Annotated in this window: 8 protein-coding genes; 5 read left to right on the plus strand and 3 right to left on the minus strand. The window is 43.8% G+C overall.

Annotated features, from left to right (window positions below; translation table 11 throughout):
* Positions 1–666: a thiamine phosphate synthase gene (thiE, locus tag EL241_RS05395; protein WP_052009253.1), complete on the plus strand. Its 666-nt coding sequence runs from the start codon at positions 1–3 to the stop codon at positions 664–666.
* Here the strand turns inward: thiE and EL241_RS05400 are convergent.
* On the minus strand, positions 638–1,531 hold the full coding sequence (locus EL241_RS05400; RefSeq protein WP_036107397.1) for a LysR family transcriptional regulator: 894 nt from the start codon (positions 1,529–1,531) through the stop codon (positions 638–640). The genes thiE and EL241_RS05400 overlap by 29 nt on opposite strands.
* A gap of 180 nt (positions 1,532–1,711) precedes the next feature.
* On the opposite strand from EL241_RS05400, the gene gltB reads away from it, so the two are divergent.
* Together gltB and EL241_RS05410 are read left to right on the plus strand one after the other, a co-directional pair.
* A complete protein-coding gene (gltB, locus tag EL241_RS05405; protein WP_036107391.1) occupies positions 1,712–6,307 on the plus strand; it encodes a glutamate synthase large subunit in 4,596 nt (1,531 codons plus the stop codon).
* A gap of 15 nt (positions 6,308–6,322) precedes the next feature.
* Positions 6,323–7,798: a glutamate synthase subunit beta gene (locus EL241_RS05410; protein ID WP_003756272.1), complete on the plus strand. Its 1,476-nt coding sequence runs from the start codon at positions 6,323–6,325 to the stop codon at positions 7,796–7,798.
* Between the two features lie 591 nt (positions 7,799–8,389).
* On the opposite strand, the gene EL241_RS05415 is transcribed toward EL241_RS05410, so the two are convergent.
* Together EL241_RS05415 and EL241_RS05420 are read right to left on the minus strand one after the other, a co-directional pair.
* Positions 8,390–9,220, minus strand: a complete 831-nt coding sequence (locus EL241_RS05415; protein ID WP_036107386.1) for a carbohydrate ABC transporter permease — start codon at positions 9,218–9,220, stop codon at positions 8,390–8,392.
* Between the two features lie 18 nt (positions 9,221–9,238).
* The gene (locus EL241_RS05420; protein WP_040486501.1) at positions 9,239–10,129 is read right to left on the minus strand and encodes a carbohydrate ABC transporter permease; all 891 of its coding nucleotides are present in this window, start codon (positions 10,127–10,129) and stop codon (positions 9,239–9,241) included.
* 319 nt (positions 10,130–10,448) lie between these two features.
* Here EL241_RS05420 and EL241_RS05425 point away from each other — a divergent pair, with 319 nt between their 5' ends.
* Together EL241_RS05425 and EL241_RS05430 are read left to right on the plus strand one after the other, a co-directional pair.
* Positions 10,449–12,629 carry a glycoside hydrolase family 3 N-terminal domain-containing protein gene (locus tag EL241_RS05425; protein ID WP_170166143.1) on the plus strand — a complete coding sequence of 727 codons (2,181 nt, stop codon included), beginning with the start codon at positions 10,449–10,451 and terminating at the stop codon, positions 12,627–12,629.
* Positions 12,622–15,873: a GH36-type glycosyl hydrolase domain-containing protein gene (locus EL241_RS05430; RefSeq protein WP_036107383.1), complete on the plus strand. Its 3,252-nt coding sequence runs from the start codon at positions 12,622–12,624 to the stop codon at positions 15,871–15,873. Before EL241_RS05425 ends, EL241_RS05430 begins: the two co-directional genes overlap by 8 nt.
* The last annotated feature ends 32 nt before the right edge of the window (positions 15,874–15,905 follow it).

Consider the following 15,905-nt stretch of genomic DNA (forward strand, 5'->3'; position numbering starts at 1 on the left):
ATGCGAGTGACAGCCTCAGATCTAAAGTTGTATTGGATCGCTGGTACGCAAGATCTGGCAGCAGGGCAATCCTTGCCAGACATGCTAGAAGAAGGAATCAGAGCAGGCATAACGGCATTTCAGTTCCGGGAAAAAGGTGCCGGAAGTTTGGAGTCAAACGAAGCAATCATCGAATTAGGAAAAACACTGCGGGAAATCTGCCGTATGCATGCCATTCCATTTATCGTAAATGATGATGTCGACTTAGCGATCCAGTTGGAAGCAGATGGGATCCATTTGGGTCAATCGGATTACGCGGTGGAAAAAGCATTGCACGAACACGCGGATCGGTTTTCTATTGGTTTATCTTGTCACTCACTGGCTGAGGTGGAAAAAGCTAACCAACTGCGGCAACTTGCCTATTTAGGTATCGGACCAGTTTTTCAAACGATTTCAAAGGCAGATGCAGAAGCTGAATTAGGGCTAAATGGTCTACAGCAATTGGTAGCAGCAAGTGATTATCCTGTCGTTGCGATTGGAGGCATCTATCCAGAAAATGCGCGGGCGATCTTGGCGCAGGGAGTTGCCGGATTATCATTTATTTCGGCACTAGTTCGCTCGACAGATAAAAAACAAACCTTACATCAGTTAGCTGGAACTACTGATGATTCAGGAAAAATTTCTTGATAAACTGGTAAAATAATTTTTCAGTCGGCGATAATTGGCGTTTTTTCGTCACAACTAAGCCGACAGAACGACGCAGTTCTTTATTTCGGAGCGGAAGCGCTTTGGTGTCTTTGAAAATGGTACCATCCAAGATCATTTCTGGTAAAATACTGATGCCAAGCCCCGCTCCAACAAGCCCTTGAATCGTATAAAAATCTTGACTTTGGAAAGCAATATCAAGCGATATTGCTTTTTTTTCGGCTGCTGTGGTCACGATTTTGAATAAATCAAAATTGGGTGGATACAAAATGAATTTTTCAGCTGCTAACTCTTCCAGCGAGACATTATAGCGATCTGCCAACGGATGAGTTGCGGGGAAAATCACTTTCAACTTTTCATCGAAAAATTTCACTGCTTCTACGGAATCATCTGTTTCCGGGACGGGAGATAAGAAAGTGATATCGATTTCACCATCCAATAACAACTGTTTCAATTCGGCATTAGATCCCTCGACAAAATGATAGGTCACATCTGGATACTCTGCTCGGAAAGCAGAAATAACAGCGGGCAATACTTTTGAAGCAAGTGAATTGGGCAGACCGATCCGGACGGACCCCTTCGTTGGATCAGAATACTCGGTTACGATCGCTTCTGCTTTGAGCAGTTCATTGTATGCGACTTTGACTTGATTCAGAAAATCCTCACCAACGGTTGTCAGCTGCATGTTTCGACCAACTCGGTCAAAAAGCTTGATCCCAAGTTCTTCTTCTAATTTTGTTATCTGCCTGCTGACGGCAGATTGCGCAACGTGTAAATTCTCCGAAGCCTGAGTCATATGTTCAAAACTTGCGACCTCCATAAAATACTTCAATTGTCTAAGTTCCATACCTACACCTCGATTGTTCTCAATTTGATATTGTTTTATTCTATTATATATATTGTTTAGATAAATGAAAAGGACTAAAATGGAAACTACAAATAATGTCAGCTAATTAATGAGGGTTGAATAGTCAGTTTATTCAATCAATTATTTCGATAAATGGCTTTGAAAGAGGAGGAACCCCTAATGAAAGTAACGAATTTGCCTGAAAAACACGGTTTGTATGATCCGAGCAGAGAACATGATGCGTGCGGCATCGGTTTTGTTGCTAATATTAAACACCGTGATTCGCATAAAATCGTTGAGCAAGGCATCCACATGCTTTGTCAGTTAAAGCACCGTGGCGGTGAGCTTGGCGGCGATACTGGGGACGGAGCAGGCATCCTCCTAGAGATCTCGGATTCTTTCTTTCGTCATGTTTGCCTTGAAATGGGTATCGAATTACCTGCCAAATACACGTATGCAGTCGGTATGTTTAACTTCCCCCAAGATCCAGCACAGCGGGAATTATTGATGGCAGAGGCGGAGAAATTGATCCAGCAAGAACGGCAGCATTTCTTAGGGTGGCGTAAAGTACCAACGGATGCTAGCAAAGTTGGAGCAGGAGCGCGGGAAACGGAACCAGCGATCTACCAATTATTTGTGGAGCAGGAGCGCGGACTAACGGAGCGGGAATTTGAGAAACAGCTTTATCTCATCCGCCGTCAGATCGAAAATTTTGCGGCGAATAGCAAAGCAGTGACAGAAGTATTTTATATTCCTAGTCTTTCGACACGTACGGTTATTTTCAAAGGGATGCTTACACCAGAACAAATCGACCGCTATTACTTGGATCTTGCGGATCCAGCGTATACCTCTTCCTTTGCGTTTGTGCATTCCAGATTCTCTACAAATACGTTTCCAAGCTGGGAACGCGCACATCCTTACCGCTATCTTGTCCATAATGGCGAGATCAATACCCAACGCGGCAATGTCAACTGGATGAAAGCAAGAGAAAAACGTGCCGCATCCAGTCTGTTTGGCGATGACTTGGCAAAAGTTATTCCAGTTATCGATGAAAACGGAAGTGATTCCGCGACCTTAGACAACGCCTTGGAATTTCTCGTGCAGACCGGCCGTTCATTGCCACACGCAGCAATGATGCTTATCCCGGAACCATGGGATAAAAATCCAAACATGCTAGATCCCAAACGAGCTTTTTACGAATATCACAGTATGCTGATGGAGCCGTGGGATGGACCAACTTCGATCTCATTTACAGATGGCCGGGTTATCGGTACGATTTTAGATAGAAACGGGCTTCGTCCAGCACGCTATTACGAAACCAAAGATCACACGATCATCTATTCTTCCGAAACAGGCGTTGTACCTGTAGAGGCAGAAGAAGTGATCCGCAAAGAAACTGTCGGCGCTGGAGAAATGCTTTTCATCGATTTAGAGCAGGGGAAATTGATCACAGATAAAGAAGTAAAGATGCATTTGACGGCTGCTAAACCTTACCGAGAATGGCTAAAGGCGGAATTAACAGAGCTAGCAGATCTTGCGAAAGAAGAGCCAAGCGAACAAGCAGAGCTTTCCAAATCAGAACGTTTCAAAGAGCAGCGGGCGTTTGGTTATACGCAAGATGAGCTCAATAAGATCTTGATTCCAATGGTCACAGAGAAAAAAGATCCAATGGGAGCAATGGGCTATGACGCACCACTCGCTGTACTATCCCAGCGGCCCCAGCTATTGTTCAATTACTTCAAGCAGCTGTTTGCGCAAGTAACCAATCCACCAATTGATGGTATTCGGGAAGAAGTCGTGACTTCTTCGATGACGCTCTTGGGAGACGAAGGGAACATTTTAGAACCCTCTGCAAAAAATGCACATCGAATCAGATTGGCAACGCCTGTTTTAAAGCGCGCTGAATTTCAAGCACTGATGGAGCAGAATGTTTTTACCAAAAAAACTCGCAAAATAGCGATCCATTTTTCTGAAAAAGAGCGTGATCAATTAGAGGCGAGGCTGCAGGAAGTATTTGAGGAAGCGGCGAAAGCAATCCGAGATGGCGCCGAGTTGCTTGTACTTTCCGACCGCGGCGTGAATGATGACCGGATCGGGATTCCTTCGCTGTTAGTAACCAGCGGTCTACATCATTATCTCGTTCAGCAAGGATTACGTACCAAAGCAAGTCTTGTTTTGGAAACAGCAGAGGTCAGAGATGTTCATCATCTTTCTTTATTAGTTGGTTATGGTGCCGATGCGGTTTATCCATATTTGGCTATCGATACGATCGCAGGTTTGATCGACGAACAGCGGATCAAAGGTTTTACCCTTCAAGAAGCAGAACAACGCTATGCTGAAGCACTTACGGACGGCATGCTGAAAGTAATGTCAAAAATGGGTATTTCGACAGTACAAAGCTATCGTGGGGCGCAGATCTTTGAAGCGATCGGGATCAGTGATGCTGTGATCAATACCTATTTTCCAGGAACAGCTACACAAATCGGCGGAATCCCGCTCAAAATCATTGCCCAAGAGGCATGGCTCAGACATCGCGAAGCTTTCCATGATATCGGCTATCAGTCGTTCACACTGGATACTGGCGGTGAATATCAATGGCGGTCTAACGGCGAATATCATGTCTATAATCCATTAGCCATCCATTCTCTTCAACAAGCAACGCGGGAAAATAACCGCGAGACATATGATCTTTATGCGGACTTGATGCAAAATCAAAACAGTGCCTTTCTAAGAGGTTTATTAACGTTCAAAAGCGACCGCCAGCCGATCCCAATCGAGGAAGTCGAACCAGCTGAAGCCATCTTCAAACGCTTTAAAACTGGTGCGATGTCATATGGATCGATCAGTCAGGAAGCACATGAAGCATTAGCGATCGCAATGAACCGGATCGGCGGGAAAAGTAATAGCGGTGAGGGCGGCGAAAATCCAGAGCGTTTTGTCAAAGACGAAAACGGCGATTGGCGTAGAAGTGCTATCAAGCAGATTGCTTCAGGACGTTTTGGTGTTACCAGTCATTATTTGGTAAATGCCGAAGAATTGCAGATCAAAATGGCACAAGGGGCTAAACCAGGTGAAGGCGGACATCTCCCTGGACAGAAGGTCTATCCGTGGATCTCAAAAACACGTGGCTCTACGACAGGCGTGGGACTTATTTCGCCACCGCCGCATCACGATATTTATTCGATCGAAGACTTATCGCAACTTATTTTCGACTTGAAAAATGCTAACCACGAAGCTCGAATCAATGTCAAATTGGTATCGAAAACGGGGATCGGTACTATCGCAGCCGGGGTAGCAAAAGGCCTTGCTGATGTCATCTTAGTAAGTGGATATGAAGGTGGAACAGGAGCAGCGGCGCGGACAAGTATCCGTCACGCTGGTCTGCCGTGGGAGATCGGCCTTGCCGAAGCCCATCAGACATTGCTATTGAACGGTCTGCGTAATCAAGTCGTTGTGGAAACCGACGGCAAACTGATGACCGGGAAAGATGTTTTAGTTGCTGCCATGTTAGGAGCCGAAGAATTCGGTTTCGCAACCGCTCCGCTCGTAACACTTGGCTGCGTCATGATGCGTGTCTGTCACATGGATACCTGTCCAGTCGGCGTCGCGACCCAAAACCCGGAGCTGCGGAAAAAATTCGGTGGTTCTCCAGATTATGTCGTGAATTTCTTCCAGTTTGTAGTACAGGAAATGCGGGAAATGATGGCAGAAATGGGAGTTCGCTCACTAGAAGAGTTGATTGGACATAAAGAATATTTGACCACACATGAACGGAAGGACAGTCATTGGAAAGCTAAATATATTGATTTCAGCAAGATGTTGTATCAAGACGATTTCTATAAAAATCAAATCCAGTATTGTACAAAACCACAAAATCATAAAATCGACCAAACATTGGATATGCGAGAACTTGTTCCATTGATCCAACCAGCTTTAGAAACACAAGCAAAAGTGACGGGGACATTTGCTGTTCGCAATATTGATCGAGCAATCGGCACCATTGCTGGTTCTTATGTAAGTAAAAAATTCGGAGCAGTCGGTTTACCGGAAGATACGATCGAACTTGATTTTATTGGTTCTGCTGGTCAAAGTTTCGGAGCTTATGCCCCGCGCGGTATGACACTGAGAGTCCATGGCGATGCAAATGACTACCTTGGAAAAGGACTCTCTGGGGGGAAACTGATCGTCAGTCCCCAAAAAGAAACACCGATCGATCCACATGAATCTGCAATTGCAGGAAATGTTACTTTTTATGGGGCGACTGGTGGAGAGGCTTACCTCCATGGCAAAGCGGGTGCTAGATTTGCTGTTCGTAACAGTGGTGCAAAAGTCGTGGTAGAAGGAATCGGCGATAATGGCTGTGAATATATGACAGGCGGCGTGGCAGTCATTCTTGGCGAGATCGGAAATAACTTTGCCGCTGGGATGTCCGGAGGGGAAGCATTCATCTATGCACCGGAACGTGAACGCTTTGTGATCAAAACGAATCATGAAATGGTCCGTATCCGCAGTGTAGAAAAAAAGCGTGAGATCAGATTGCTGAAAGAATTGATCGAAAATCATTATCGCTATACGAAAAGCAACTTTGCAAAACAACTGCTCGCAAACTGGGAAGCAGAACTTAAAAACTTCGCTTACGTGATCCCGAATGAATTTGAACTAATGCGTGACCGAATCGAGACGTTAGAAGCAGAAGGAAATGAACACGACGCTGCGGAACTACAAGCATTTTATGAGCACAAAGACGGCAAACTACTTACAGGTGCAGGAAAATAGAAAGGAGTGATAACCATGGGAAAAGCGACAGGATTTATGGAATATGAGCGTATTCCATCGCCCACAAGGAAACCGCGGGAACGTGTGCGTGACTGGCTCGAATATAGTTTACCGATGCCAGAAGCAGACTTGACTGTCCAAGCAGCTCGCTGTATGGACTGCGGTGTTCCATTCTGTAGTGTCGGAATGGAAATCAAAAATGGCGTTTCTGGTTGTCCGCTCCATAACCTTATCCCTGAGTGGAATGACGCGGTTTATCGAGGCGACTGGTATGAAGCGCTACAAGCTCTTCTTAAAACGAATAATTTCCCGGAATTCACGGGACGGGTTTGTCCTGCCCCCTGTGAAGGCGGTTGTACTGTAGCAATCTCCGAACCGGCTGTTGGCATCAAGTCAATTGAAAAAGCTATTATCGATAAAGGCTTTGAAATGGGTTGGATCAAACCAGAGATCCCGAAACATCGGACCGGAAAACGGATTGCTGTCATTGGCTCAGGCCCGGCAGGCTTAGCATGTGCGGACCAATTAAATAAAGCAGGTCATCTGGTAACCGTTTTTGAAAAAAGCGACCGGATCGGTGGGTTGTTGATGTACGGCATCCCAACAATGAAATTAGAAAAAGAGCAAGTGACAAGACGTGTGCAACTGATGGAAGCAGAAGGCGTACAATTCCAAACAAGTGTCAATGTCGGCGAAACGATCAGTTATGATGAATTAAAAGCTACCTATGATTCGATCGTTCTGGCAACTGGCGCAAGTAAGCCACGTGATATTTCTTTACCAGGCAGAGATGCGGACGGCATCCATATGGCGGTACCGTATCTTACGCAAAGTATTCGTGATAATTTAGAAAATGACGGTAAGCAGACTCTTTCGGCAGAAGGCAAACGCGTGATCGTTATCGGCGGCGGAGATACAGGTGCTGACTGCGTGGCTACAGCATTGCGGCAAGGGGCAAAAAGCATCCACCAATTTGGTCTAGCAGGAAGACTTCCAGAAGACCGAACAGGAAAAAATCCATGGCCGCAATATCCAAAAGTCTTCAAGATGGATTATGCCCACGAAGAGGCAGCTAATGTGTACGGTAAAGATCCGCGTGAGTATTTAGTCAGCACGACATCATTTGTGAAAGATGACAATGGCACATTGATCGGACTTTATACGGTGGACGTGACCATGAATGAAGAAGGAAGCAATAGACGTTATACGCCGGTAGAAGGAACAGAACGTTTCTGGGAAGCAGATATGGTACTGATCGCTATTGGTTTTGCAGGTGCGACTGACGATATTTTCAGCAACTTTGGCGTCGATAAGACAAAACGGCACACCATCGATGCAAGAAAAGGATTTTACCGAACAAGCGAAGAAGGCGTATTTGCTTGCGGCGATGCCCGTTATGGTCAAAGCCTTGTCGTAACCGCAATTGCAGAAGGCAGAGAAGCAGCTCGGGAAGTAGATTTTTATTTGATGGAAGAAACATTTTTACCATGAAGTAGCGCATAAAAAAAGTACTAAAAAAGATCAAAATCCTAGATTTTGATCTTTTTTGATTCTTTGTGCAAGCTAAGCTAATAATGGGAGGTAATTATATCCTAAAATCCAGAATCATCGCTCAAATTAAAGAACGTGATAATCTTCGGAAAATGGTATAATATTCTTCAGCAGTAAAGTGAAAAAGATGGTGGCTAATCCTGAACAAAGGGGTGATGCCAATGGTTTTTAATGGTCTGACTCCTGGAAAGGGTTAATCATGTCTGTGTATGAAGCAATGACTTTTGCAGTAGCTTTTGCTGCCTTAGTCGTTCTAATACTGGACTTCCATAAGCCAAAAAAATAATCATCTTTACGCTTTAGCAGAGTAGGAAAGATGATTATCATTTATTCTATTAAGCTACCGTCTTTTTAACGGTGCTGCTGAGAGGGGGCTATGTTAGCGCATAGCTCTCTCTTTTCATATTCATAGTAGCACTTCTACTCTCAAGAAGCAACAGCGAGAATCATTTTTCGATGAATTGTCTATAAAAAATGGATTTGAAGCTTCTATTTGAAAAGAAGCAACAAATCCATTGGTCGAAGGATAAATCATTTCATTCCTGAAACATTGAATCCTTTCAGAATATATTTTTGGAAAATCATAAAGATAATAATGATCGGAATGACCATAAACGTGGAACCAGCCATTTGTAGCGCGTAGTTGCTGCCGTATTGGCCCTTGAGAAGTTGCAATCCAACGGAAAGCGTGTAGAATTTTTCGTCGTTGGCAATAATAAGTGGCCAGATAAAGGAGTTCCATGCCCCAATAAATGTCAAGATACCTTGAACTGCCAGTACTGGACGTGAGATCGGCAAGATGATCCGCCAGAAAATATAAAATTCACTAGCGCCGTCAAGTCGGGCAGCTTCGATCAAGTCGTTGGAGATCGTGGACATGAACTGCCGGAATAAGAAGATCCCAAACGCTCCAACAAGGCCGGGCAGTACGATACCTGTCATCGTATTGGTAAGACCTACTGCATTCAATAGCAGGTAAACGGGAATCATGGTCACTTGTCCGGGAATCATCATAGTTGCTAATACTAAATAAAACAACTTGTTTTTTCCTTTAAATTTAAATTTCGCAAAACCATAACCAGCCATCGCATTTAAGAAAAGTCCCAAGAAAGAGAACACGACGATGATCAAGGTGTTTTTAAGATAAACAGCAAAATTCATTTCCGTAAATAGTTTGACAAAGCTATCCCAAGTAAAACCTCGAGGCCAGATGGTCGGCGGGATCTGAAGAATCTCTGCATCTGTTTTGACAGAAGAGAGGATCATCCAGATAAAAGGCAAGATCATGAAGAAGCCGCCAACAGTTAAAATAAGGATTATCAGCCATTTGGAAAGCCGAGATTTGTGTGTTGATTGGTCCATTAAAAAGACTCCTCTCCTTTAATATTCTTCATTATCTCTACGCTGGATCCGGAATTGGATCAAGGTAATGATAATGATGACAATAAACAGAATAAATGATCCAGCCGCCGCATAACCGAATTTACTCAACTGGAACCCGTTTTGGTAAATAAAGAGGGCAACAGAAGTAGTACTGTCGAGCGGCCCGCCCTGAGTCATGACAAATGGCTCTTCAAAGAATTGCAGCCAAGCGATCATAGTTGTAACCGTCACAAAGAAAATCGCAAAACGAAGTAGTGGCACTGTGATACGGAATAACTGTTGCCAGCTGTTTGCGCCGTCCAATTGTGCTGCTTCGTAATAAGCCTTTGGAATACCTTGCAAAGCGGCCAAAAAGATGATCATATTTACACCGATCGCCCGCCATACAGCAAGGATGATCAGCGATATCTTTGCCATCACAGGATCTTGCAACCACGGAATCGGACCGATATGCAAGAAGGAAAGCAGATAATTCAATAATCCAAAGCGCGGATTATATAAGTAGCTCCATACGACCGCAACAGCGACAACGTTTGTGATCGAGGGTGTGTAGAAAATCAATCGGAAAAATTGAAAGATCTTTGCTTGCGAGAAATTGATCATCAGCGCAATACCAAGCGAGCAAACGATAACAAGCGGAACACCGATAATAACATAAAAAAGTGTATTTCCTATTGCTTTTAAAAAAGTCGGATCTTTCATTACATTGATGTAATTTTCTAATCCGATAAAGTGGATCTGCGAATAATCCGCAAGTCCGACCAAATCAATATCTGTAAAACTGATGACAAAAGCAATAACAATCGGAAGTAATGAAAATAGAATTAAAAGTAAAAGCGCAGGTGAGATGAAAAAATAAGGGGTGTGACGGTTAAAAAACTGTTTCATAGACGCTCCTTCCATTTCCTTAAAAGAAACCAACGATTTCTTTTATTGATATGACAGCCTAAATCTGCCATTTATAAGCATATTTGATTTATAGAAACGTTTCGACAAAATTATTATAATACACATTGAAATCGGTTTCAAGTGTTAATCGAAGAAAATAAAAACTTGTACTGATGCGGATGCTAGCAGTAACAATAAGAAGAAACCCAAAAAATCGAACAAAATAATTATTTGATTTGACGTTATAAAAGAAAGCGCTTATAATGACTTTATATCTAAATAGAAACGTTTCGACGAAATCGTTTTTATGGAGGTTACTATGGCATCTGAAACTATGAAAAATCTATTAGCACAAATGACGATCGAAGAAAAGGTCGCACAATGTATGCAGTTATCCCCGTTTTTCTTCCCGGGAACAAAAGTAGAAGGAGAAGTAACAGGGCCGCTTGCGGAACTAGAACTGACAGAAAAGGATGTGCAATTAGTCGGATCTACGCTTGGCTCAAGCTCAGCAGAAGAAATGATCGCGATCCAAGAAAAACACTTAGAAACAAGTCGCCTGAATATCCCACTATTATTTATGGCAGACGTGATTCACGGTTACAAGACCGTATTCCCGATCCCACTCGCATTAGGCGCAAGCTTTGATCGCGAAGCAGCAGAAGAAATGGCAGCAGTTTCTGCAAAAGAAGCCACTGCAGACGGGCTACATGTCAACTTCTCACCAATGCTCGACTTGGTCAGAGATCCTCGCTGGGGTAGGGTGATGGAATCTACAGGAGAAGATCCATATTTGAACAGCGAACTAGGCGTAGCGATGGTACGCGGTTACCAAGGGGAAACAGCTGATTTAGAAAAGGACTATACAAAAATGGCAGCAACAGTAAAACATTTCGCTGCTTACGGACAGCCAGAAGGTGGCCGTGAATATAATACAGTAGATATGTCAAATCGTGAATTATATCAAAATTATTTACCAGCTTATCGTGCTGCATTAGACGCTGGCGCCAAATTGGTCATGACTTCTTTCAATGTTGTCGATGGTGTTCCAGCAACGATGAACCGTTGGCTAAATCGTGATATTCTCCGCGGAGAATTTGGCTTTGACGGTGTGCTGATCTCCGATTGGGGAGCTATCCAAGAAGTCATCAATCATGGTACCGCTGCTGACAAACGAGAGGCAGCAAAGCTTGCGATGACAGCAGGTGTCGATATTGAAATGATGACATCCTGTTATATGCAAAATCTGCAGGCATTGATCGAAGACGGTGAGCTAGAAGCGACTATTTTAGATGAGGCTGTTTTGCGGATTTTAACGTTGAAAGAAGAACTAGGCTTATTCCAAGATCCATATCGCGGCTTAAAAGCGAATGACCGTCAAAAGGAAATTTTTTCCGAGGAACATCGTAATATCGCACGAATCATAGCAGCCGAATCTGCCGTTTTATTAGAAAATAAAGCACATACACTTCCGTTTGCAGCAAATCAACAAGTAGCCTTAGTAGGACCACTTGCTGATTCCAATGATGTATTAGGCGGCTGGACAGTGTATGGAGAAAAAGAGCAGGCGGTAACGCTAGAAGCAGCTTTCCAAGAAACCTTTACAAACCCTGCAATTATTCCAACTCCTTATACCACTTTGACAGAAACCCACAAAGCAGCCATCAAACAAGCAGTCGAAGGAAGCGATATCGTTATCGCAGCGGTCGGAGAAAAAACGGAGTGGGAAGGCGAAGCGGGGAGTCTCGCAACAGTTCGGCTCCCCGAATCGCAATATCAATTAGTGGACTACTTACACACCCTTGGAAAACCAGTGGTGACTGTATTATTCAGTGGCCGCCCGATCGAGATCAAAGAACTTGCCGAAAATAGCGAAGCAATGATCGAGATGTGGTTCCCGGGAACGGAAGCTGGCCACGCGGTCACAGATCTTTTGACTGGAAAAGCAAATCCTTCTGGGAAATTACCAATGTCCTTCCCACAAACGACAGGACAGATCCCAATCTATTATAATCACTTGAATACCGGGAGACCGAAAACAAGACAAAACGCAGAAGAACGCTACGTTTCTAAATATCTCGACATCCCGAACCGACCTTTTTACCCATTCGGTTATGGGAAAAGCTATACAGAGTTTGAGATTTCAGACGTAAAGTTATCTAAAACAGAAATTGCTCTTGGCGAAGAAGTAACGATTCGATTGCGTATTAAAAATAGCGGTTCGCGTGCCGGAAAAGAAGTTGTTCAAATTTATCTTCAAGATGAAACTGCATCTGTTTCCCGGCCTGTAAGAGAATTGAAAGGATTTGAAAAAGTAAATTTAGCTGCCGGTGAAGAACGTCAACTGCAATTCACATTGACTGCCGATGATTTTTCTTTCTACCTTCCTAATCTGGAAAAAATCCAAGAACCTGGCAGACATCGGATTTTCGTGGGGACTAGCAGTTTAGCACCAGAAGTAGCACTAATTCAAATCAGAAAGGAAGAAAGTAATGCTTAAACCAGCAATTTCAGTCGAAACAGGACAATTAAAAGCAAAATTTCATGAAACCGGTCAGCTTGCAGTACTAACTGGCAATGATAAGATGATCAATCAAGTGATCCAAAATCCGCTGGAAAATCGTTTGACTCAACTTTATGTACGGAAGCATCAAGGCGAAAAAATCTTGATCGCCCCATTGTTAACTGACACGGCGCGTTTTTCTTACAGCGCTAGTGGTGTTAAATATGAAGGGAAGGCATTTGATGCTACTTACACCGTGTTATTTACGCTGATTGAAAACTATTGGTTTTATGAAGTAGCGATAGAAGGAAGCGGGACATTTGATTTTGTGTATATCCAAGATCTGAGTTTGGCAGACAGCGGCGCAGTTCGTTCCAATGAAGCATACATTTCGCAATATATTGATATGAAAGTGACTGATACTACCGATAGTGGTTACGTTATCCAAGCGCGACAAAATCAGCCGCAAAACGGAGAATTTCCTGCCGTTCAGATCGGTTCTTTCCAAAAAACTATCGGCTTTGCTACGGATGGTTTTGATATTTACGGGACTACTTATAAAACGACCGAAGAGCCAACAGGTCTCTATCAAAAACAATTGCCTAATCGCGTATATCAATATGAATTTACAGAAGCGGTCCTGCAGACAGAAAGTTTCCGAGATAAGGCGGAATTTGTTTTCTATGGGAAATTCAGCTCGAATCAGCCAGAGGCGTCAGGAGAACCAGTCGCATTGGCAACCATTCGCCAAGCATATGTGAAGCAACGGGAAATCGCTTGGCAAGCTGGTACAGAAGTTCAGTGGAAGCGTCCACTTGGCCCTACAATCAGTGGGAAAGCAGTCGAGATGGAAATCATCGATGAACGATACCCGGATCGTATCCAAGAAGAATGGCAGGGAGGAGAATTATTGTCCTTCTTTACGCCTGATTATAAGCATGTGGTTCTTCCCGTAAAAGAAACACAGTTGCTCCGGCCGCACGGGACGATTTTACTGGATCAAGTCGATCCGCTCCATCCTGAAAATACACTGTCTGCTTCTTCGTATATGTATGGATTGTTCCTATCGCAAGCCGTGCTGGGGAATACGAATATGAATAAGTGGAATAGCAATGCCCGCAACCCATTAAATCTGCTTAAAACAAGCGGTGTCCGTGTCTATTTAGAAACAGAAGCTGGTCTGCAAAATCTGGGGATGCCTTCGCTTTGGGAGATTACAACGAACGAAGCAGTTTGGCATTACTGGTTGGCGGATGATGTCATTACTGTTCGCGCTTTTATCACAGCAACTTCCAAAACGATCGAACTTGCCATTTCTTCTGCTCGACAACGTGCCTACTCTTTTGTGATCACCAATCAAGTGACAATGGGAGCAAATGAATATGAACAAACACCGCGTAAACACATCAGCGGTAAAACGGTGACTTATCAGCTGCCTGCTAATAGCTTAGGAGAACAGATCTATCCAGAACTGGCTTATCAAGTGACAGGTGATTACGACCAAATCACAGATGAGCGCTATTTTGCGGACGTTTATCAAGGGACTGCGGAACTGGATGTATTTGTTTATCCCACTACATCGGAAGCGCATTTTTATGTACAAGCAAGTTTCGATGGAGAATTTTCTCAGCTAGAAATCGACCATGCAGAAGATCGCCGTAAGTTCCGATTGCATTATGATGAACTGACAGCGGAACTTTATTTAGAACATCCAAGTCGCTTTACCGAAAAAATAAACATCACTGTTTTCTGGTATACGCATCAAATGCTCGTTCATTATGCAGCGCCACATGGCTTGGAACAGTACAGCGGAGCCGCATGGGGAACGCGGGATGTCAGTCAGGGACCATTTGAATTTTTCTATGCAACGGGAAATCAACCAGTGATGAAAGCCATTATCGAAACGGTCTTTTCTCATCAATATGAACAGACGGGCGACTGGCCACAGTGGTTTATGTTTGATAAATATACAGCGATCCAGCAAGAAGAAAGCCATGGGGATGTGATTGTTTGGCCGCTGAAAATGCTGAGCGATTATTTAGAAGCAACCGGAGATACAGACATCCTGAGCGCAGAATTACCTTATGTCGATAGTGAAGCCAAAGCATTTACAGCGGAGAAAGCAACGTTATTGGAGCATGTCCAAAAAGCAGTCGCAACGATCGAAGCACGCTTTATGCCAGGAACGTATCTATCTAATTACGGCGATGGGGATTGGGACGATACCTTGCAGCCTGCTAATAGTCAGCTGAAAGCTTCAATGGTATCGAGCTGGACCGTTGCCTTGACCTATCAAGTTCTAGGGAAGCTAGCAGACTGGCTACCTGAGAGCGAACGTTATCAAACGATTGCAGAAGGTATCTATAAGGATTTCCACCAATATATGCTTGGGGAAACGGATATTATCCCTGGCTTTTTAAATTTAGAAGATCCACAAGAAGTTCGTTACATGATCCATCCAAATGACAAGGAAACAAACAGCCATTATCGTTTGATCCCGATGACGCAAAGTGTGATCTCCGAATTGGTCGATGCCAAACAAGCGGCAGCGAATTTCGATATTATTCGAGAGCATTTATTCTATCCAGATGGCGTTCGATTGATGGATCGGCCGGCAAATTATACGGGCGGAGTGAGCAGACATTTCAAACGTGCTGAACAAGCAGCGAATTTTGGCAGAGAGATCGGTTTACAATATGTCCATGCACACATTCGTTATGTAGAAGCATTGGCAAAAGTGGGGAATACCGAAGCATGGGAAATGCTGGAAAAAATCAATCCGATCAATATCAGCGAAGCCGTTCCCAATGCGGCCGCGCGCCAAGCAAATACCTATTTCAGCAGTTCAGATGCCGCCTTTATAAACCGTTATGAAGCGCAAGAAAAATATGATTTGGTGAAAAAAGGCGGGATACCGGTACAAGGAGGCTGGCGAATTTATTCCAGCGGACCAGGCATTTATTTGAATCAATTGATCAGCTCCGTTCTTGGGATACGGCAAACACAAACGCAATTGTTATTCGACCCAGTACTGCCGAATGAACTAGATGGTTTGGAAGCCCATATCCAGTTGGCTGGCAAACGCTTCGATATCCAATTTATAGCAGCAGAAAAGCGGTCGATCGAAATAAATGGTGAAACAGCCGTCTTTGAACAAGAAGCAAATCCTTACCGTGAGGGAGCGCTTTCAATCGATAAAAATCAACTGCCGAACAATGCGCAGCTGACGATTTATTTTTAAGGAAACAAGTCGTTAAATAGCTGTAATTCATG

It is taken from the genome of Listeria grayi (assembly GCF_900638015.1).
Classification (GTDB): domain Bacteria; phylum Bacillota; class Bacilli; order Lactobacillales; family Listeriaceae; genus Listeria; species Listeria grayi.